This is a genomic window from Aeromonas sp. QDB17 (assembly GCF_027705305.1).
Classification (GTDB): Bacteria; Pseudomonadota; Gammaproteobacteria; order Enterobacterales; family Aeromonadaceae; genus Aeromonas; species Aeromonas caviae.
On record NZ_JAPDBP010000005.1, the window covers coordinates 139,274 to 159,023 of the forward strand.

16 protein-coding genes are annotated in these 19,750 nt (G+C 63.8%); all 16 read right to left on the reverse strand.

Features of this window, described 5'->3' with window-relative positions; all coding sequences use genetic code 11:
- Window positions 1-8: 8 nt before the first annotated feature.
- The gene (gene tldD, locus OKC41_RS06540; RefSeq protein ID WP_270671807.1) at window positions 9-1,457 is read right to left on the reverse strand and encodes a metalloprotease TldD; all 1,449 of its coding nucleotides are present in this window, start codon (window positions 1,455-1,457) and stop codon (window positions 9-11) included.
- Window positions 1,458-1,514: 57 nt separating this feature from the next.
- On the reverse strand, window positions 1,515-2,321 hold the full coding sequence (locus OKC41_RS06545; protein ID WP_270671808.1) for a carbon-nitrogen hydrolase family protein: 807 nt from the start codon (window positions 2,319-2,321) through the stop codon (window positions 1,515-1,517).
- Between the two features lie 245 nt (window positions 2,322-2,566).
- A complete protein-coding gene (locus OKC41_RS06550; protein ID WP_270671809.1) occupies window positions 2,567-6,466 on the reverse strand; it encodes a YhdP family protein in 3,900 nt (1,299 codons plus the stop codon).
- Complete coding sequence (gene rng / locus OKC41_RS06555) at window positions 6,467-7,936, reverse strand: ribonuclease G (protein WP_010672637.1); 1,470 nt, start codon at window positions 7,934-7,936, stop codon at window positions 6,467-6,469.
- A gap of 79 nt (window positions 7,937-8,015) precedes the next feature.
- Window positions 8,016-8,603 carry a nucleoside triphosphate pyrophosphatase gene (locus tag OKC41_RS06560; protein ID WP_010672636.1) on the reverse strand — a complete coding sequence of 196 codons (588 nt, stop codon included), beginning with the start codon at window positions 8,601-8,603 and terminating at the stop codon, window positions 8,016-8,018.
- A gap of 52 nt (window positions 8,604-8,655) precedes the next feature.
- Window positions 8,656-9,141 (reverse strand): rod shape-determining protein MreD, encoded by a 486-nt coding sequence (gene mreD, locus OKC41_RS06565; protein WP_010672635.1) that lies wholly within the window; start codon window positions 9,139-9,141, stop codon window positions 8,656-8,658.
- On the reverse strand, window positions 9,141-10,049 hold the full coding sequence (gene mreC, locus OKC41_RS06570) for a rod shape-determining protein MreC (protein ID WP_029313545.1): 909 nt from the start codon (window positions 10,047-10,049) through the stop codon (window positions 9,141-9,143). The genes mreD and mreC overlap by 1 nt, the downstream gene beginning before the upstream one ends.
- A gap of 41 nt (window positions 10,050-10,090) precedes the next feature.
- A complete protein-coding gene (locus OKC41_RS06575; RefSeq protein ID WP_005308111.1) occupies window positions 10,091-11,131 on the reverse strand; it encodes a rod shape-determining protein in 1,041 nt (346 codons plus the stop codon).
- Between the two features lie 216 nt (window positions 11,132-11,347).
- Window positions 11,348-15,637, reverse strand: coding sequence for a DUF6701 domain-containing protein (locus tag OKC41_RS06580; protein ID WP_270671810.1), 4,290 nt, complete (start codon window positions 15,635-15,637; stop codon window positions 11,348-11,350).
- 25 nt (window positions 15,638-15,662) lie between these two features.
- Window positions 15,663-16,130, reverse strand: coding sequence for an MSHA biogenesis protein MshP (locus OKC41_RS06585; protein WP_039040430.1), 468 nt, complete (start codon window positions 16,128-16,130; stop codon window positions 15,663-15,665).
- Window positions 16,120-16,977, reverse strand: a complete 858-nt coding sequence (locus tag OKC41_RS06590) for a type II secretion system protein (RefSeq protein WP_270671811.1) — start codon at window positions 16,975-16,977, stop codon at window positions 16,120-16,122. The genes OKC41_RS06585 and OKC41_RS06590 overlap by 11 nt, the downstream gene beginning before the upstream one ends.
- Window positions 16,977-17,549 (reverse strand): prepilin-type N-terminal cleavage/methylation domain-containing protein, encoded by a 573-nt coding sequence (locus OKC41_RS06595; RefSeq protein ID WP_270671812.1) that lies wholly within the window; start codon window positions 17,547-17,549, stop codon window positions 16,977-16,979. The genes OKC41_RS06590 and OKC41_RS06595 overlap by 1 nt, the downstream gene beginning before the upstream one ends.
- Window positions 17,536-18,006, reverse strand: coding sequence for a prepilin-type N-terminal cleavage/methylation domain-containing protein (locus OKC41_RS06600; protein ID WP_270671813.1), 471 nt, complete (start codon window positions 18,004-18,006; stop codon window positions 17,536-17,538). Before OKC41_RS06600 ends, OKC41_RS06595 begins: the two co-directional genes overlap by 14 nt.
- Window positions 18,007-18,066: 60 nt before the next feature.
- Window positions 18,067-18,534 carry a prepilin-type N-terminal cleavage/methylation domain-containing protein gene (locus OKC41_RS06605; RefSeq protein ID WP_045522947.1) on the reverse strand — a complete coding sequence of 156 codons (468 nt, stop codon included), beginning with the start codon at window positions 18,532-18,534 and terminating at the stop codon, window positions 18,067-18,069.
- Window positions 18,535-18,553: 19 nt separating this feature from the next.
- Window positions 18,554-19,213: a type II secretion system protein gene (locus tag OKC41_RS06610; RefSeq protein WP_049637307.1), complete on the reverse strand. Its 660-nt coding sequence runs from the start codon at window positions 19,211-19,213 to the stop codon at window positions 18,554-18,556.
- A gap of 76 nt (window positions 19,214-19,289) precedes the next feature.
- A complete protein-coding gene (locus tag OKC41_RS06615; protein WP_266139911.1) occupies window positions 19,290-19,748 on the reverse strand; it encodes a hypothetical protein in 459 nt (152 codons plus the stop codon).
- Window positions 19,749-19,750: the final 2 nt, after the last annotated feature.

Below are 19,750 nucleotides of genomic sequence, written 5' to 3' on the forward strand. Positions count from 1 at the left end.
GCGGCCCCTTACTGGGTACCGCCCACGGTGAGCTGATCCAGCTTGAGGGTGGGCTGGCCGACACCGACCGGCACGCTCTGCCCCTCCTTGCCGCAGACCCCGACCCCGCGATCCAGCGCGAGATCACGGCCCACCATGGAAACCTGGCTCATCGCCTCGGGGCCGTTGCCGATCAGGGTCGCTCCCTTGATGGGCGCGGTGATCCTGCCATCCTCGATGAGGTAGGCCTCGGAGGCGGAGAAGACGAACTTGCCGGAGGTGATGTCCACCTGGCCGCCGCCGAAGTTGGGGGCATAGATCCCCTTCTGCACCGAGGCGATGATCTCCGCCGGATCGTACTGACCCGCCAGCATGTAGGTGTTGGTCATGCGCGGCATCGGCAGGGCGGCGTAGGATTCGCGGCGGCCATTGCCGGTGAGCGACACCCCCATCAGACGGGCGTTCTGCTTGTCCTGCAGGTAACCCTTGAGAATGCCGTTCTCGATCAGCACGTTGTAACCCCCCGGCGTCCCCTCGTCGTCGATGGAGACGGAGCCGCGCCGACCCGGCAGGGTGCCGTCATCGACGATGGTGCAGTGTTTGGAAGCCACCTGCTCGCCGATGCGCCCGGCAAAGGCGGATGAGCCCTTGCGGTTGAAGTCCCCCTCCAGACCGTGACCCACCGCCTCGTGCAGCAGCACACCGGGCCAGCCGGCACCGAGCACCACCGGCATGGTGCCGGCCGGGGCGTCGATGGCCTCCAGGTTGACCAGGGCCTGGCGTACCGCTTCGCGCACATAGCCAAACGCCCGGCTCTCGAGCCCGTCCAGCTCGAGGAAATGGTCGTAACCGAAGCGGCCACCGCCCCCCGCGCTGCCGCGCTCACGGCGATCCCCCTTCTCGGCGATGACGGTCACCGAGAGGCGCACCAGCGGACGCACGTCGGCGGCCAGGGTGCCATCGGTGGCGGCCACCAGGATCTCTTCATAGACCCCGCTGATGGAGGCCATCACCTGATTGATGGCGGGATCCAGGCTTCTGGCGAACTTGTCCATCTGCTCCAGCAGGGCAATTTTCTGCTGCTTGTCGAGGGTCTGCAGGGGATCCAGCGCCGGGTAGAGCAGGTTTGCTTCGGTGCGAGCCCACGCCTTCACCTTGCCCTGCGCACCGGCGGCGGCGATGCCGCGAGCGGCAGTCACCGACTGTTGCAGCGCCAGCAGGCTCAGCTCGTCCGAGTAGGCGAAACCGGTCTTCTCGCCGCTGACGGCGCGCACCCCCACCCCCTGATCGATGTTGTAGCTGCCATCCTTGACGATGCCGTCCTCCAGCATCCAGGACTCGTGCCAGCTGCGCTGGAAATAGAGGTCGCCGAACTCCACCTGATGGCTCATCAGGCTGCCGAGCAGCTGTTGCAGCCGCCCTTCGTCGAGATCGTTCGGGGCCAACAGGGAGGCACTAACCTGGCTCAATAGACTCAAATCTTTCTCTCCACTCTCATGCGAGATGTCGTAACGGTTAAATCCACGGCCGCGGGCTCACAGCAGGCGGGCGTGTTGCAGCACCGGCATGGTGCGTTTCAATTCATCGATCAGGGCCCCATCCAGCGGCGCCAGCACAGTGCCCTGCCCCGACGCCCGACAGGCCAGCAACCGGCCCCAGGGGTCTATCACCATGCTGTGGCCCCAGGTCTGGCGCCCCGTCTCGTGGGTGCCCCCCTGGTTGGCGGCCACCACGTAGCACTGGTTCTCGATGGCACGGGCCCGCAGCAGGGGCTCCCAGTGCGCCTCGCCGGTGACGGCGGTGAAGGCGGCAGGCACCAGCAGCACCCGGGCACCGGCCCGGGCCAACTGGCGGTACAGCTCGGGAAAGCGCAGATCATAACAGATAGAGAGGCCGAGGGGACCAAAGGGGGAGTCCACCAGCACAGGCTGATCACCCGGGCTGAAGGTCTCCGACTCCCGGTAGCGGCCGTGATTGTCCGCCACGTCCACGTCGAACAGGTGGATCTTGTGGTAATGCCCCTTGAGCTCGCCGTCGGGATTGAACACCAGGGTGCTGGTGTGGATGTGGTCGGCACCGGCGATGGCGGTGGGCATGGCCCCGGCCACCAGCCAGATGCCGTGGGATTTGGCCCAATCAGAGAGTTGCTGCTGGATTGGGCCATTTCCCAATGGCTCTGCCCCGTCCAGATACCCCTGCCGCTCGCCAAAGAGGGCGAAGTTTTCCGGCAGCAGCACCAGCAAGGGGCGCTCCCCGGGCAGACTCGCCAGCTCGGCGGCGATCCGCTCCCGGTTATCCTGCCAGGTACGACCCGAAATCAACTGCATGGCGGCTAGCCACATGACGCGCTCCTTCTGTTGGGCGAGCCGGTGGCACAAGGCCTTCTCGGCTCGCAGGGCAATATCCGCACTCTTCTGTTGGGCGAGCTGGTGGCAGAAGGCCTCCTCGGCTCGCAGGGCAATATCCGCACTCTTCTGTTGGGCAAGCCGGTGACCGGTGACAGAAGGCCTTCTCGGCTCGCGGGGCAATATCTGCACTATGAGGGGTTTGGCGGCCGGGGGAAAGTCCCCCAGCCCGGCGCTGGCCCTCAGCGCTGACCCGAGCCCTGATGCTTGGGATTGAGCAGGAAGGGGGTGACCTCCTTGGCGGGCAGGCCGGGCGCCACCGCATCCACCGCCTCCTTCTGGTGCTGGTTGAGCTTGATGCGGGCGCGATCCCGCCCCGCCTCCACCAGCCTGGGGGCGTCCAGCGGGCCGGAGACCCGAAAATCGATGCGGGTCACCACGTCCACCACGGGCTCCAGCAGCTTGGAGAGGGCCAGCACATAGAGCCCGGTGATGGGGGTCAGGGAGAAGGCCGCCACCACGGGCAGGGTGCCCCCCAGGTTGGGGGAGAAGCTCAGATCAAAGTCGAGCCGCCAGCGCACCAGATCCGCGATGCCCTTGCCCCGCAGGTTGCCCGCCGCCCCTTTCATGTAGAAGTCGTTGTTCTCCACCACCCCCTGATTGACCTTGGCGGAGGCGGACATGGACTCGAAATAGAAGCCCTTGTCGAATACATCGCGAAAATCGAGGCGCAGCTTGCGCATCAGGGAGTCGAGGCTCAGCAGGGAGAGCAGCCGGGCCCCCTTGTCGTTGACCTCCCGCAGGGTGCCTCCCTCCAACTGGTAGTCGGCGCTGCCCGCCAGAGTCGGCAGGCTCAGGCGGTAGGGCACGTCACGCCAGTTCAGATCCAGCGCCAGCTTGCCCGGGGCATCCCCGATGGGTGAGGTGTAGCCGAGCCGCTTGAGCAGCAGCTCGCTGTTGCGGGTCTCGAGGTTCACCCTGGCACGGGTCTGCATCTGGCTGCCACGGGTCAGCCACTCGGCGCTGCCGCGCAGGGTGCTGCCCGCCAGGCGCATCTCCAGTCCCTTGAGATCCAGCCGGTTGGCCCCGGGCAGCAGTTCCCCTTTCACCTCACCCAGGGGCAGCTCGCCGAAGCGGCAATCCACGCAGCTGAAGGTGAGCCAGGGAATGGCATTCATGATGGCCCTGTCCTGGCGCTCATCGGGATCCGGGCTGAGATCGGTCCCCTTGCCGGACCAGTAGATGCGGGCAAACTTGGCATCGATGGGGCGTCCGTCGGCCACCGGCACCCGCACCACCCCCATCACGTCGGGGCTGTCGATCATCACCTCGGTGGCCTGGTTCACCGGCCCCAGGGTGAAGTGCACCGCCTTGAGGCTGGCGCTGCCGATGTCGGCACGGGCCAGTTGGCCATCTACCCACCACTCCTGGGGCAAGAAAGCGGGACCCACCACCGCATTGTCACTCGGCGCCGTGCCAGCAGGCAGCCACTGCTTGAGACGTGCCAGCCAGCCGGCTACGTCCGCCTGCTGCTGGTTGATGGCGAGCAGCATGGGCTTGTCCTGCATCACCCGCGCCCCGGGCTGGCCGATATTGACCCGCACCCGGCTGAGATAGGGCACGCCGTCGCCGTACACCAGGCGGCTCTGCATGTCGATGTCCGCCCCCAGCACGGCGCGGATGTCGGCGCTGCCATCCCGCCCACGGGCCGTCACCTTGAGGGGTAGCCGGGTACCCGCCGCCTTGGTCAGGGGCACGGGCAGATCCAGCCCCATGCCCTGCAGGTTGGAGTCCAGCGCCAGCTGGAAGCTGAACGCCTTGTTCTCGGGCAGGGTCAGCCCCAGGGTACCGGACCAGTTGCTGCGCCCCTGGAGCATCTCGAGGGCCGGTATGTCCCGGCGCTGGCGGCGGCTGTCCCACTGCCCCTGGAACTTGAGGTCGGCCTGATAGCCGTGGGGCAGTTGCCGCCCCTGATAATCCAGGGTCAGCGGCTGGTTCCACAGGCTGGCCTTGAGGTTGTGAATGCGAGTCTGCTCGTTGTCATACTCGAGCGTCCCTGCGACCCCGTCGAGGGGCAGATCCAGGGAGGCGATCCTCACCTTGTTGTCCTTGAAGCTGGCTTCCCCGCTGGCCTTGACCTCCCCCTCGCCATCCAGCGGTATGTCAAGCTTCACCGTGCCCTTCATGGGGCCGCGGATCTCCACCTCCCGCAGCGCCTGACCGACGGATCCCCCCAGCGGTGAGTCCTGCAAATAGTCGCTGATGGCCTTGCCCTCGCCCTCAACCTTGGCATCCACGTAGAGGTGAGCCCCCGGATAGAGGTCCGGGATCCAGGCGTGCACCGAGTCGGAGCTGGCCTTGCCGAGCTGGGTGGCGCGGCTGTTCATGTCGAGGCTGGCGTTCTGGAACAGCAGATCGATCTGCAGGTCGGTCAGCGGCTGCCAGCCCGGGAAAAACTCGTAGGTGGCCTGTTGCAGCGGCACCGCCACCTGGAAGACGCCCTTGCCGTTGTCGTAGGGGAAGTCACGGAATTCGCCGTACCAGAGCAGGTCGGCCCCCTTGGCCTTGCCCCCCTTGATGGCGCCGCTCAGGTAGCTCACCAGCCCCTCATCCATCACCGCCAGGGGGTAGTAGCGATCCGCATGGGCCGCGTTCTTGACGTCGATGCGCCCGGTCAGGGCGAGGAAGGGGTGCTCGAACAGCTCGAGGCGAAACCGGCTGGCGAGGCGCAGATCCGGGTTGTCCAGGGCAATGTCCTGACCATAGAGCACCCAGCCTTGCGGCGCCCGCCACCAGTCGAGGGCCGCACTCAGGCTGTCCACCGGGATGGGTTCCTTGAAGTGGCGGGCCGGATCCACCTTGCCTTTGCCCAGGGTCAGGCGGGCGCGTCCCCCGTTCGGGGTCAGCCAGAAGTCGCCGTCCAGCTTTTGCAGACCGGGCACATCGTGCCAGGCCCGGGTCTCGAAGCCGCGCAGTTGCCCCTGCAAAGAGAGCCCCTGCCAATCCCCGTCGGCCTGCAGGACCAGCTCCTGCAACTGGCCCCTTGGCCGGGTGCGCTTGAGGGTCTCGGTCAGCTCGGGATAGAGGCCGGAGACCAGCTGGCTCAGGTTGGCAATCTGGTCGAGATCGATGGCGGGCACATAGCCCTGGATGCGCGAGCCGATGCGCTCGAGCTGCAGGCGGCTGTGCAGCCAGGTGGCGCCATCGAGCTTGAAGATGACGTCGTGGCTGGCGAGTTGCCACGCCTCGCCGTCCCGACGCAGCTGGATCTTGCCCCCCTGCAGGTCGAGGCGATGCGACTCCCCCTTGATCTCGTCCTTCCAGATCAGGTGGTTGTTGCCAAAGGCCAGCAGGGAGTTGCCGAGCCTGCCCTTCTCGAACTCGCTCCAGAGCTGGAAGTCGAGCTGGCCGCTCACCGGCGGCGCGCCGGCGTGGATCCGGGCCAGCATGGGGCTGATGTCCAGCTCGCTGGCCCCCAGATAGAGCTGGCCCTTGAGGCGGTCGAGCCGCACTTCGGGGGCATCCACATCGATGATGAGGTCCAGGGTGCTCTCCCCCACCCCGTTGATGAGATAGGCCTTGCCGACCCCCTGATGCCGCTTGCCGCGGTTCTGCCAGCGCAACTGGGCGATGTCGAGGGCGCGCACCTCCCCCAGTGCCGTGGTGAGGCTCAGGCGTGTGTCGTGAATGTCGAAGGTGGAGAGCTGGGTCAGCAGGAAGCGCAGCAGGGCCTCCTGCTGGTTCGCGCTCTTCCCGCTGACGGGGGTGGCGGGCTGGGTCATGTCCAGCGCGATGTTGCCGTCGCTCAGGATCAACTGGCCAAACACCGGTCTGAGTTCGTTGAGGGAGCGCCAGAAGTCGAGGTGGGCCCACACCTTGCCAAGGCGCAGGGAGAAACGCCCCGAATCGGGGGCGATGGCCAGTCCTTCCAGCCCGATGGCCGGGCCGCGGGGAGTCCACTCCAGCCCGACGTGATCCACGCTCACCTCGAGCTGACTCTCCCCGAGCAGGGTCCCTATCACGGCCGCCCGGTGCTGGTTGAGCAAAGGGCCGCCCAGTCGTACCACGCTGACCAGAACGGCCAGCAGCACGAAGAAGACTCCGAGGGCCAACCAGCCCCGACTCAGCCAGCGATAGACCAATTACATCATCACCACATCGAACTGTTCCTGCCCACAGAGCGGCTCGGAGACCACCCTGACCTGCTTGCCGATGAAGACTTCCAGCTCCGCCAGACTGTGGGACTCTTCCCCCCGCAGGTAATCGGCCACCGAGGGGGCCGCATAGACGGTGAACTGATCCGCGTCGTAGGCGCGGTTGACCCGGATGATCTCCCGCAGGATCTCGAAGCAGACCGACTCCACCGTCTTGACCCGGCCGCGCCCCTTGCACTCGGGGCACTCGGCGCAGAGCACGTGCTCCAGGCTCTCCCGGGTGCGCTTGCGGGTCATCTCCACCAGCCCGAGCTGGGAGAAACCGTTGACATTGGTCTTGGCCCTGTCTTTGGCCAGCGCCAGCTCCAGGCTGTGCAGCACCCGGCGACGGTGATCCTCGGACTGCATGTCGATGAAGTCGATGATGATGATGCCGCCGAGGTTGCGCAGCCGCAGGTGACGGGCGATGGCGGCAGTGGCCTCGACGTTGGTGTTGAAGATGGTCTCTTCCAGATTGCGATGGCCGACGAAGGCCCCGGTGTTGATGTCCACCGTGGTCATGGCTTCGGTCTGGTCGATGATGAGGTAGCCGCCGGATTTCAGCTCCACCTTGCGCTCCAGCGCCCGCTGGATCTCGTTCTCCACGTCGTAGAGATCGAAGATCGGCGACTCGCCGGTGTAGTACTCCAGCTTGTTGGCCAGCTCGGGCACGTACTCCTCGGTGAAGCGCTTGAGCTGATCGAAGCTCTGGCGCGAGTCGACCCGGATCTTGTCGAGCTCGGCACCGACGAAGTCACGCACCACCCTGAACGCCAAGCTGGGATCCTCGTAGAGGATCTTGCAGGGGGGATACTTCTGCTTGCGCTCGAGGATCTTGCGCCACAGGCGCTTCAAGAAGGCGGCGTCCTGCTCCAGCTCCTGCTCCCCCACCCCTTCGGCGGCGGTGCGGATGATGTAGCCGCCCAGTTCGTCCACATAGCCGGCCACGGTGCGCTTGAGGCGCTCGCGCTCCGCCTCGGATTCGATGCGCTGGGAGACCCCCACGTGGGCACTGCCCGGCATGAAGACCAGATAACGGGATGGCAGGGTGATGTCGGTGGTGAGGCGAGCCCCCTTGGTACCGAGCGGGTCTTTGACCACCTGTACCATGATGTCCTGCCCCTGGCGCACCAGTTCGGCGATGTTGCCGGCCTGGAACTGCTCCTTCTCCTTGATCGCCACGCACTCGGTATGGGGGACGATGTCGGAGGCGTGCAGGAAGGCGGCCTTGTCCATGCCGATGTCGACGAAGGCGGCCTGCATGCCGGGCAGCACGCGGCTGATCTTGCCCTTGTAGATGTTGCCCACGATGCCGCGCTTGGCCTGACGCTCCACATGCACTTCCTGCAGCAGACCGTTCTCGACCAGGGCGACCCGGGTTTCGGAGGGGGTGACGTTTACCAGCAGTTCTACCGACATAAGTTACCTTGCCTTTCTAGTTTTGAATTCTGGCACGACGAACAACGGGTAACTCAGCAGCGCACTGCTGACGAGAGGATTACCGGGTCTGCTCGAGGTGCTGCTTGATCAACAGGTCCGTCTCCAGCAGGGGCAGGCCGACCACGGCACTGTAGCTCCCCTCGAGGCGGCTGACGAATTTGCCGGCAATGCCCTGGATGGCATAGGCGCCCGCCTTGTCGCACGGCTCGCCGGTGCGCCAGTAGGCTTCGATCTCGGCCTCGTCCAGCTTGCGAAACGCCACGTTGGTGGTGACCAGTCGCACATCGCACCGCTCCGGGGTGGCCAGGGCCACCGCCGTCATCACCTGGTGTACCCGCCCGGAGAGGGCTTCCAGCATGTCCTTGGCGTCCAGCAGGTCGGAGGGTTTCTCCAGCACCCGCTCCCCCAGCACCACTATGGTGTCGGCCCCCAGCACAGGCAGCGCCGTGGGCGCCGCGGCCACACCGGCCATGGCCTTGTCGCGGGCCAGCCGGCAGACGTAATCCTGGGGCTTCTCACCGTCGTTGCGCAGCTCCGGCACATCCAGCTTGAGGACCTCGAAACGGTAGCCCAGGCGGGTCAGAAGCTCGTGCCGGCGGGGGGAGCCCGAGGCGAGATAGAGTTGCAGTTCGTTGTGCTTGTTCATACTTCACTCAATGAGACGATGCGCAGTTACAATGCGTTGTTTTTATTCACATTCACTTGATATTGAAGCGACGCCGCACCTTGCGCAAGACCATAAAAATCCAGGGCCATATTAACATCGTCGTCAACGTCGACCAAAAGTAGGCGAAGTTGAGGCTGGCCCGGCTGAACAGATGCTCCGCCCAGAACACGGTGATCTTCCCCACCAGGGAGAGCAGACCGATGATCAGCGCCTGCTGCCAGAGGGAGAAGTTGCGGATCTTCTGGAACTGGAAGGCCGCCAGGTAGGTGGTGATGGCCATGGCCATGGCCCGCACGCCGAGGGTGCTGCCGAGCAGCACGTCCAGCAGCAGGCCCGCCACCCAGGCGGTGCCGACGTTGGTCCGGTGCGGCAGCGCCAGCGCCCAGTAGATGAGCACCATGGCGAGCCAGTCCGGACGGAAGGGTTCGAATTGAAAGGGAAGCGGCAGGATGGAGAGGCACAGGGCCAGCAGGATCGAACACCAGATCCAGATCCTGCCGCTGGCGGGTTGCAGCATCAGCGCGTCGCCCCCGCCGCCGAGGTTGCCGTGGCCGCCGAGGCGCTCGCCGCAGGCTCAAGGGCATCCTTGTCGTGTACTTCCGGTTTCTTGTCGGTCCACAGCAGCAGCAGGTAGCGCAGACGGTCCAGCGCCACCAGCGGCTTGGCCTCGATCTGGGCGAAGGGCTTGCCCTCCACGTAGTCGGAGCGGGTCACGGTCGCCACCGGATAACCTTCCGGGAAGCGGCCGCCCAGGCCCGAGGTGACCAGCAGATCGCCGACCTGGACGTCGGTGTTGCGGGGCAGGTTGCGCAGCTCCAGCTTGTCCAGCTCGCCGCTGCCGGAGGCGATGGCGCGCAAGTCGTTGCGCAGCACCCGCACCGGGATACCGTGGCTAGAGTCGGTGATGAGCAGGACGCGACTGGTGGTGGAGCCCACGTGGAGCACCTGACCGACCACCCCCTGATCGTTGATCACCGGCTGGCCGTTGTAGACGCCATCCAGCGCCCCCTTGTTGATCAGCACCTGATGGCTGAAGGGGTCGGAATCCACCGACAGCAGCTCGGCCACCATCTTGCGGGACTCCTTGTGTACCGGCGACCCCAGCAGCTCGCGCAGACGCTGGTTCTCGTGCTCCAGCTGATCCATCTTGAGCAGACGCGAGCGCAGGGTGAACAGTTGCTGCTCCTGCTGCTTGGTCTGCTCGATGAGATCGGCGCGGGTCTGCACCTGGGTCGACATGGTGTCGAGCAGGGTGCCGGGGGCGTTGGCGATGTATTGCAGCGGGCTCACCAGGGAGCTCAGATAAACGCGGACATGGCTGAACACACCGAAGCGGGAATCCGCGACGATGGCAGCGACGGAGATGATGACGGCGAGAAACAACCGTAACTGAAGCGAAGGGCCTCTACCGAAGATGGGTTTCATGAGTCGTCAAAAAAGAGCCGGCGCTCGGCCGGCTTTGGGTCTTATTCGTAGTGGAACAGATCGCCACCGTGCATATCGATCAGCTCCAGCGCCTTGCCACCGCCACGGGCGACACAGGTGAGGGGATCTTCAGCCACGACGACCGGGATGCCGGTCTCTTCCATCAGCAGACGGTCGATGTCTTTGAGCAGAGCACCACCACCGGTCAGCACCATGCCGCGCTCGGAGATATCGGACGCCAGCTCGGGCGGGGATTGCTCCAGGGCCACCATGACGGCGGAGACGATGCCGGAGAGCGGCTCTTGCAGCGCTTCCAGGATCTCGTTGGAGTTCAGGGTGAAGCTGCGGGGCACACCCTCGGCCAGGTTGCGACCGCGCACTTCGATCTCGCGCACCTCTTCGCCCGGATAGGCGGAGCCGATCTCGTGCTTGATGCGCTCGGCGGTGGCTTCCCCGATCAGGCTGCCGTAGTTGCGACGGACGTAGCTGATGATGGCTTCGTCGAACTTGTCGCCACCGATACGGACGGACTGGGAGTAGACCACGCCGTTCAGGGAGATGATGGCCACTTCGGTGGTACCGCCACCGATGTCCACCACCATGGAACCGGTCGCTTCGGAGACCGGCAGGCCGGCACCGATGGCGGCAGCCATGGGTTCATCGATCAGGTAAACCTCGCGGGCGCCGGCGCCCAGAGCGGATTCCTTGATGGCGCGACGTTCCACCTGGGTGGAGCCGCAGGGCACGCACACCAGCACGCGCGGGCTGGGGCGGAAATAGTTGTTGTCGTGAACCTGTTTGATGAAGTGCTGCAGCATCTTCTCGGTCACGTAGAAATCGGCGATCACGCCGTCTTTCATCGGGCGAATGGCGGAGATGTTACCCGGGGTACGACCCAGCATCTGCTTGGCGGCATGACCGACAGCAGCGACCGATTTGGCGTTCCCGCGCTCTTGGCGAATGGCGACAACTGAGGGTTCGTTAAGGACGATCCCTTGATCTTTTACATAGATCAGGGTGTTGGCAGTTCCCAAGTCGATCGACAGATCGTTGGAAAAGACGCCTCTGAGCTTTTTGAACATGGCTACGGGAAATCCTAAGAATTTGGAGGTGCAGAAAACCGGCTAACTTTACCAATGCCCACCCCAATGGGCAAGCGCTCAAACTGTCGCCAATCAATCAGGCGCGACAAAAATGCGAGTCATCACTCACCCGCTCAGGCCGACAAACACTACGAAACAAGGAGATAAGACGCCACTGTACAGCAATGCGTCTATCTCCCCGTGTCAGCCCGGGTGTCAGGGCATCACTTCGCGGCGATAAATAATTCTGTCATTACCCCGATCCCGGCCGAAAATGGCCATGCCCTCCAGACTGTCAGGGTCAGACAACCAGAGCGGACGCCGTCCAGGTTGCTGCTCTGACTCCGGTTGCTTGCTCAGATCGATCTTGAACGGAATGCGCACCGCCCTGTCCGGGGCTGCGAACTGTATGGAGATGACACCATCCTTCGCGCTCACCACCATGGCGCCAGGGGCGACCGGGCCAAGACCGAGCCGGATCCGGGTGTTGTCATCCAATATCAGATCGCCACTTCCCTGATCGAAACGCTGGCTGCCATCGGTGAACTCGATGCCCCCATCTTGCAGGGAAAGGCGGGTACATTGATCAGCTCCCATGGCATGCCAGGCGCCCGCCTCGTGATATTGCAGTTGCAGCGGCACCGCCAGCCCGGCCGTTGCCACCCCTTGGCGGGTACCTGCCTGCACCCGGCCGAAGTACGCCTCCATGGGCACGTCATCGATCAGCCTGGCATTGCAGCCAGCGCCACTGCATGACCCCGGCTGCCCGTCGTTGAAGTCGGGATTGGCGATCAGGGTCTGCTCACCATCGTTGTCCTTCATATAAAGGCCAAACGACAGGGCCCGGTAGGGGCCATCTGGCTTGCCATCGGAGCGACGAGCAAACTCGGTCGGCCCGTTGAAGTCGGCCTCCCCTGCCACCCAGGGCAGCGGCCCCAGGCTGCGTAACCGGGCGGAGAGCGACACCCCGTCCTTGTTGTTGGCCGCGCTCAGGTAGGCATCCCCCTTGGCAAACGCCTCCCTGTAGTTCAGGGTGGTCTCGCCAAACTGATTGCGGGCCTGGATCTGCAACTCCGCCAGGAAGGGTTGCCCCATATAGGAAAACGCCTCGCAGGCGGGGACTATGTTGCCACTCACCAGATTGAAATCCACCGGGATGAAACGCCCCACAGGCACGCTGCTGGCGGCGGGTATGGTGTAGCCAAAGTAACCCAAGGTCGGTGGCGTCGCCGTCATCCGGAACACCCCGACCTCGTTGACCGACTGGCCGACGGAGTTGAGGTTGCTGTCCTTCTGGTTGGAGTGGTCGTAGCTGGACGTGCCGACTACCGCCCCTTCCCCTGGTTTGGGCGCCACCAGCTCGCTGCCGAGCGCAATATTGGCCAGCGCGAAGTTGGGGGTCGCCAGGTTGCCGCTGCACAGGTCCTTGTCATCATCCGCTTGCCAAGCCACCCCTTTGATATTCAGCTGGAACGCCTCACCGGTCTTCTTGAACACCGGACAACTGGCATCCCCTGCCGCGCAGGTCCCCTCGGTAGGCGTGATGCAGAGCCCCACCGGGCGGCTGACGAACAGATCCGAGCCCGTCATCACCAGCCCTGCGGTATCCCCGCTGCCATCGTGGCGGGCATTAAGCCGCATCTGGCCTGCATCCGGATAGCGAACACTCTTCAACGTCGCCTTGCCTTGACCATCGAAGGTCAAATTGAGGGTTGTCGCCGCTGGCGAGACTACATTGGCGGCATAAGTCGAAATCGTCTTGCCATCTATCGCCATCTGACTCCCGGCAGAATTGTCATTCGGGGTGACATACGTTCCCCAGAAGCCGACCGAACGCTCACCGGTAAAACCGGGGACACACTGCTGGGTCGCATTGTCCTTTTTGACGGCACTGATCACTACATCTTGGGGCCTGTTGGCCAGGGTATCCGGCACATTGAACAGGAAGCCGCTGTCGGCAAAGCTCAAGGTACAGGCGGCGGCGCTCAGGGCACCACTGCCGGCGCGGCACAGGGTGGTGCTCAGGGGTTTGGTGGACGGCGTCGAGCCGCTCACCCCCACTGTGATGGCCGTCGCCAGATTGTTGCGTAGCTGCAAGGTGGTCGTGCCGCCGCTGAAATTCACGGTGGCCGTGTTGCCGTTGTAGCTCACCTGGCTGCCGGCTATCCAGCCGTTGCTGCCATTCTTCAGGGGGGTCAGGACGGCGCTCACCGGGTCCGTGAACAGTTGGCTGCAACTGGCGTTGGCGCAGGCCCGGATGGTGAGGGTCTCGGGGTTGCAGGTCAGGGCCTGACCGGAGTGATCGAACTCGAAGTGATCGATCTGGGTCCCCACCGGATTGGATTTGAGGGCGCAGATCCGGACGTTGTCGAGCTCATGGTAGTTCGTCACAGAACCGGTGGAGCCGGTGAGCGACAGCAGGAAGTTGGCGGGCACCGCCGCCTGCCCCGTCTGGTTCACCATATTGATGGGCCCCACCAGCATGGTGTAGCCCGAGCCCGTGTTCCGCTCAACCGACGCAAGTGAACTGCCGGCAGTGCGCGAGTCAATGGTGATGCGGTAACGATGGGGGCGGTTGCCATTGGTTCCGCTGTCCACTGCCGGGCTCAGGTTGCTCGCCGTTCCCGCCAGATAGCGATAGCCCGAGGTCCCCGAACTGGCACCGGAGCCACGAATGGAAACGGCCTGAGGACGAGACCCGGGATTATAGGAGCCCCCCTCGTTGGCATAGTTGCCGTATTCGTCGATACCGACCCCCATCCAGCCACCGGCAAAACCGCTGATCCCGGTCTTGAAGCCATAGCCCAGCGGGCCACCGAAGGCGCCGGGCTGGGGCGTGATCGTCGCATCGGAGAGCACCACCGCCATCCCGTCCGCCCCGCTCGAGCCGGAGGTCTTGTAGGCATACTGATCGAACTCGATAGTCACCAGATTGCTGGCCCCCGGGAAGAGGCGCTGGAAGGTCGCAGAGGTGGCCTGGTTGGTCGTATTCTGGGTCAGCCGCAGGCGACCGTTTTGCAAAGAGGGCAAGGTACTGCCATTGCGTTGAGCCACCACCCAGTCGCTGCTGAGGGTACTGGCGGAGAAGTCGTCGCTGAAACAGGTCAGTGGGTCTTCACACATGCCCGGCCAGTCGCCGTTGAAGGGCTCGTGGATCACCTGGCTGTTGTTGGTCATGGAGACGTTCACCGCCGACACGGCGCCGGTCAGCACGGCCTGGCCACTCATGGCCAGATCCCCGGCGTTCACATAGAGAATGGCGTTGAGTTTGGTGTTGCCGCTCATGGTGACCTTGCCGAAGTGATACATCATCAGGTCGTTGGCCTTGCCCCCCGCATTGACCTCCATCTGGTCGCTCAGGGCCAGATCGCTTTTGATGTACAACCTCGCGGCACTGCCGCTGTCAAAGATCAGCTTGTCGTTCTGGCCGAGCTCCATCTTGTCTATCCAGTGGTTGCCGCCACGAAAGTAGAAATTGATGTTGGAGGTGCTCTGGTGTTTGAACGTCTTGAGGTAGCGGGCCTGCAGATATCCGTTGAGGGTGCCGTTGCCGCTCACCTCCAGGGTCTGGTGAAGCAGGAGCGTCAGATCGCTGCGACTCCCTGCGGCGGAGATCCGGCTCTCGTTTTCCATCTTGAGCCCATAGACGGCGAGGGAGCTCTGCCCCTGGAAGGTCATGGCACTGTTGCTCTTCATCCCCAGGCTTTTGATAAACCAGTCCCCTGCCCCCATGAGCACGCTCTGGCCACTGGCAGAGACCTCCATGGTGACCTTGTCCAGGTAGTGCGGCTGGAAGACGGCAGTCCCGGTATTGCCATTGCCCGAGACCTCAAGGGTGCTGTAGACGGTGACCCTGGCGTCATTGAGCTTGCCCTGACCAGTCACCGTCAGATCGTTCACATGAAGGTCTCCCGACCCGGTGACGCCACTGTTGTAACCATTCTTGATGGTCATCTTCTGGGCATAGACGGTCGCACCGTTGAGGTTGATCATCGCCCCTTCGCTGATAGACAAGGTATCGAAGCGATAGGTCTGGCCCGATTTCAGGGTCGCCACGCAGCTGTTGCCCCCCCACGAGGCGTTCTTGTAGTCACCGGCAGCAGGAGAGATGGCCCCGTCGCAAGCGAGATCATTTTTCCCGCTGTAGGAGGGGAAGCCCCCCGGGTTGGCCGGAAACGCGTCGGGGTCGCTGATGAAGGTCACATCCTTGAGCACACTGGCAAGGGCGCCGCTGACGTTGCAATTGGAGACCCAGGTGCCGTTGTTCCAGAAACCACCGTTGTTGCAGTTGGCGTTGGGCTGGATGTTTTTGGTCAGGAAGGGGTAACTGGCCCCCACAGTGGTGCTGATGATCTTGCTTTCATTGTTCATGCTCAGCACGCCGGGGGAGGCGTGGCTCTGCACCGGGAAGAGGAAGGCTTCGGTACACTGGCTGGCGGCCTGCACCGAGGTGGATCCCAGCAAGATCCACAACAGGGCGCCGCGAAGAGGCTGGCTGGACTTCATGGGGTCTGGCTCCTTGGCAGGGGGCTCATGGCGTCGCTCCATCAAAGGCTTCCGCCACCAGGGTGCGGCTGACGGCAAAATCGGGGTTCGGGCCGCTGCCGGCATCGGGCTGGCCACAGCGCCCTTCGCTGCTGAATCGGTATCCGGTCTGGGTCCCTCCGGCCGCACTCACCGTCACCCTGTTGCAGGTGATGCTGGCCTGACACCCGGCAAGCCCGGGCTCGGTGAAGTCGAGCGCTATGGGGACGCACCGGCTGGCCTGCCCCTGCCACTCCCCATTGGGATAGAGCCGGTACAGTGCAACTTCGAGCCCGCTCTGGGCCGCCATCAGGGCACGCACGCCGCGCACCTCCACCGTATGCTTCTCGCTGCTGTCCACCAGGAAACGCCCCATGGCCGCCGCCAGCAGGGCCATGATGACGATGACGAAGAGGGCGATCAGGATGGCGCTGCCCCGCTGGGACCTCACCATGGTGGGAGTGTCAGGGCACATTGAGAGTCTCCAGCTTGTGGTGGAAGACGACGTGCTCGTCGCGCTGCTCGAACTCCAGTCGCAGCCCCACCTCGCTCTGGTTGAAGGCGGCGGGTTCCCGATAGAAGTAATAGGCGGCGGGACGAATATGCTCCGCCATCAACCGGGTGGTCTCGCTGCTGCTCAGGGTGTCGTCCAGGGACTTGGCCATGCGCCAGAGGCTGCCCCCTCTCACGCAATAGAGCACCTGCTGGTTCGCAAAATAGATGCGCTGGCCCGGGGAGTCCTTGGCGAGCGCACCAGCCAGGGTCAGCGGCACGGCCCCGGAGACGGGAGTTCCTACCTCGGTCACTCTGGCAGTGCAACGCCCCTGCACACACCCCTTGTCCAGCGTGATGGTACTGCCAGAGGTCGTGTCAGGCAGCGGATAGATGATGGCCGTATCTTCCTTTGCCGGCATGGTGACAGGCTCGACGATGCGAAGCACGGTGCTGCTCGCCGTCTCCAGGTAGCGGCCAGCGGTAGCGATGGGCCAGAACCGCAGACAGGCCCCCTGCTCCTGGGCACCGCCCCCTTCGTCCTCGACCCGCACCGAGCCGGGGACCGCGTCGCGCACCTCGCGATTGAGCCGCTCCAGGGCGAAACGGGCATCGCTCATCAGTTGCTCGCGGCGGCTGGCATCCCCGTAGATCTGGGTACCGATGCCGATAAACTGGCTGGAAAATGTCGCCATCACCCCGAGCAGCAGGATCACCATCACCAGTTCCACCAGGGTGAAGCCCCCCTCACGCCCGGGTCGGACGCGGTAACAGGCGAGTCTGGCACATGGGTATTCCCACACGGCATCACGGGAATGTGGCTTGCCCATCAGTAGTTCCCCCGATAGAGGCCGAAGACCAGCTCGCTCCCGTCCGGCAGGCGCACGGTCAGGGTGATGCGCTTGCCGATGGACTCGACCCCCTCCCCCGTGCTGCCAAAGAGGGTGTCCGGCACCACCGCGATCTTCACCTGGTAGCGCCGATACTCCTCCTCGCTGCTCGCGGCCGAGGCCTGGGTAAAGTAGCTGGCGTCCACCCAGCGGCCTGCCATGTCGAAATCGTCCACGTCGTTGAACCCGTAGGGGCGGGTCTCGCCACCATCGGGGCCATAGTCGGCGCTCGCCGTGCAGGGGGGATAGGTGAAGACGGGCACACCGGCCGTCTCGCCACAGCGAAAACGGCCGCCGTTGTGATCGGAATGCTCGTCGAAAGACTTCTCCAGCATCTCGCCGAGGATGCGCTGGGCGAGCTGGGCGGCGCGTACCTGCTGCACCGGGTCCACCGCCTGGGGAGCCTGATTGACAAGCAGCCCCAGGATGCCGGTGAGCGCCACGGCCAGCAGCACGATGCCGACCACGAACTCGACCAGGGTGAAGCCGCGGCGCGCCTTAGGGGATCGCATGGATATAGCCTTCCGGCTCGATGCGCAGCCGAGCACTCTCCTGGCCGCTGCTGACCGCCAGTTCGCAGCCGTTGATGCAGCCTGGCCACAGGGGCCTGCCGCTGCGCTTGTCGAAATGGAATGTCCCCTGGGGGGAGAATTGCAGGTTGCCGGACGCCTGAACCAGGCGCCCGCGACTCTGCTCATCCCCACGCCAGCCTGAAATGGGGGCAGGCGCACAGCTCGCCCCGGTCAGATGGCCAAAACGCCCCGCCTCCAGCACCAGCTGGGTGCAGCGCGCGTCCCCTTCCTGCATGTTCATGGTCTGCACCAGCCGCAGCCGGGCCACCAGCTCGTCACGCAGGGTATGGGTTTCAAAGCCGCCTTTGCCCAGCCACTTGGGCACGGCAAAGGCGGCCAGAATCCCGAGCAACAGGATCACGATCACCAGTTCAATCAGGGTGAAACCCTTCTGCATAAAGACCCTATTAAATGAAAAATGAACGGGGCAACTTAAGATGCCCCGTTCATCTAGACGTTATTTACAGGTTGCCAAAGAACCTGACACAGCGGCCGTCGCTGTAGAGGTGGAGGTGGCTGCGGTATAGACAACATAGCAACCATCACCCTTGGTATTTGTCGGATAGAACTTTGCGATACCACCAGCGTCGGTAGAACCCGCGCCACTGATCGCCCAACCGTCCAGGCTGACCGCTTTCACAATACCGTCAGCATTTGCGGTCGGGTAACCAAACAGAGTGGTGACAGTACCGCCAGCAACAGAGACATTCTTCACGGTAGAGGATGCCTCAACACCTTCCAAGGCAGCCTTGCTGTACACCAGACCAGAAGCACTTTGCAGTGCAGCTTGTACACCCTGTGCCGCAGCGGCCTTGGCATCATCCTGCAGATTCAGGAACTTGGGTGCGGCGGTGACTGCCAGAATGCCCAGAATGATGATCACGATGACCAGTTCGATCAGGGTAAAGCCCGATTGCTTTTTCATTACGTCTTTCCTCGGTTTATCAATTGATATGGGTGGTCACCTGGCCGGAGGCCGGGCGATAACTGAAACTCATGAACGCATCCGTGCTCCCTTGCGGGTCCTGATAACGTCCATCACTTCCCTTGCTCAGGCTGTTGACCAGATAGTAACGGCAGACCGAATCCAGTCCATTGTTGCTCACCGTGGCATAGAACTTCAGGTCATTGCCGCTACCGCGCACCTCGTCAAAACGGGCAGTAGCCTTGGGAGGATTCTGCAACAACCCCTCCCAAATATTGAGGCAGCGGGCCGCCGTCAGGCTGGCCGGATCCACATCGGGCGTGCCGCTTGACGCCGTGTCCATGGGATACCCGGGAGAGAGCTCGCCATTGCTGACCTGACTGTCGGTCGGCGTGGTCAGATAGAAACGCGAGCCGTCATAGAGCACGGTGTTGAGCCCATCCTGCCTGGCACGCCCTTCGGCCTCCCACTGGGCTCGCACCAGGGACACCCCGGTGGCAAAACCGCCGGACACCCCTTCCACGCTCGCCTTCTTCGCCTCGTCGGTCACATCGAGAAAACGGGGCAAGGCGGTGACGGCCAGGATCCCCAGGATCACGATGACGATCACCAGCTCAATCAGGGAAAAACCAGCCATCCGGCCAAGCGCCCGAACGGGTCTCACTCTCTTTGCTGCCATGCTGCCTCCGTAATGGTCCGCATTATTTCATGCGGATAGAAAAAAATCATGTCAATGAAATACTTGAAGCACCCAATCAGGGGAGGGCCACCACCCGGCCATCGGTGAAGCTGTAGTGCAGCCAGTGCCCTTCCTGGCCGAAATCACACCCGCCGCCTCCTTCGCTGGCAAGGGCCTGCCAGGACGAAAGCCCCTCATCGTGCCCCAGCAGGGCGAGCCAGAGCTGACGGCAATCGGCCGATGGCGACTGGCGCGGCAACACCGCCAGAGGCCAGCCCCGCTCATCGAACTGCCAGGCTGTGCCCTCGGCATGGAGCACCGACGGACGCCGCTCGTCGAGCCAGCGTCCGTGCAGGCGCTGGGCCCGCTGTGCGAACTGCTCACCGAGCAGGCTGGCGCTGATGGCCAGCGCCTCTTCCCTGTGATTGCGATAGCTCAGGGCCAGGGTGGCAAGGATGACCAGCAGCAGGATGCAGGCGATCAACCGCCTGTAGCCTCCCAGCCAGCGCTCATCCTGCTCGGACTGTCTGCTCATCG

Excerpts from the sequence above, each read along its gene's own strand:
- OKC41_RS06545 (WP_270671808.1), bottom strand. The coding sequence starts at position 2,321 with ATGTGGCTAGCCGCCATGCAGTTGATTTCGGGTCGTACCTGGCAGGAT.
- rng (WP_010672637.1), bottom strand. The coding sequence starts at position 7,936 with ATGTCGGTAGAACTGCTGGTAAACGTCACCCCCTCCGAAACCCGGGTC.
- OKC41_RS06560 (WP_010672636.1), bottom strand. The coding sequence starts at position 8,603 with ATGAACAAGCACAACGAACTGCAACTCTATCTCGCCTCGGGCTCCCCC.
- mreD (WP_010672635.1), bottom strand. The coding sequence starts at position 9,141 with ATGCTGCAACCCGCCAGCGGCAGGATCTGGATCTGGTGTTCGATCCTG.
- mreC (WP_029313545.1), bottom strand. The coding sequence starts at position 10,049 with ATGAAACCCATCTTCGGTAGAGGCCCTTCGCTTCAGTTACGGTTGTTT.
- OKC41_RS06575 (WP_005308111.1), bottom strand. The coding sequence starts at position 11,131 with ATGTTCAAAAAGCTCAGAGGCGTCTTTTCCAACGATCTGTCGATCGAC.
- OKC41_RS06580 (WP_270671810.1), bottom strand. The coding sequence starts at position 15,637 with ATGAAGTCCAGCCAGCCTCTTCGCGGCGCCCTGTTGTGGATCTTGCTG.
- OKC41_RS06585 (WP_039040430.1), bottom strand. The coding sequence starts at position 16,130 with ATGTGCCCTGACACTCCCACCATGGTGAGGTCCCAGCGGGGCAGCGCC.
- OKC41_RS06590 (WP_270671811.1), bottom strand. The coding sequence starts at position 16,977 with ATGGGCAAGCCACATTCCCGTGATGCCGTGTGGGAATACCCATGTGCC.
- OKC41_RS06595 (WP_270671812.1), bottom strand. The coding sequence starts at position 17,549 with ATGCGATCCCCTAAGGCGCGCCGCGGCTTCACCCTGGTCGAGTTCGTG.
- OKC41_RS06600 (WP_270671813.1), bottom strand. The coding sequence starts at position 18,006 with ATGCAGAAGGGTTTCACCCTGATTGAACTGGTGATCGTGATCCTGTTG.
- OKC41_RS06605 (WP_045522947.1), bottom strand. The coding sequence starts at position 18,534 with ATGAAAAAGCAATCGGGCTTTACCCTGATCGAACTGGTCATCGTGATC.
- OKC41_RS06610 (WP_049637307.1), bottom strand. The coding sequence starts at position 19,213 with ATGGCAGCAAAGAGAGTGAGACCCGTTCGGGCGCTTGGCCGGATGGCT.
- OKC41_RS06615 (WP_266139911.1), bottom strand. The coding sequence starts at position 19,748 with ATGAGCAGACAGTCCGAGCAGGATGAGCGCTGGCTGGGAGGCTACAGG.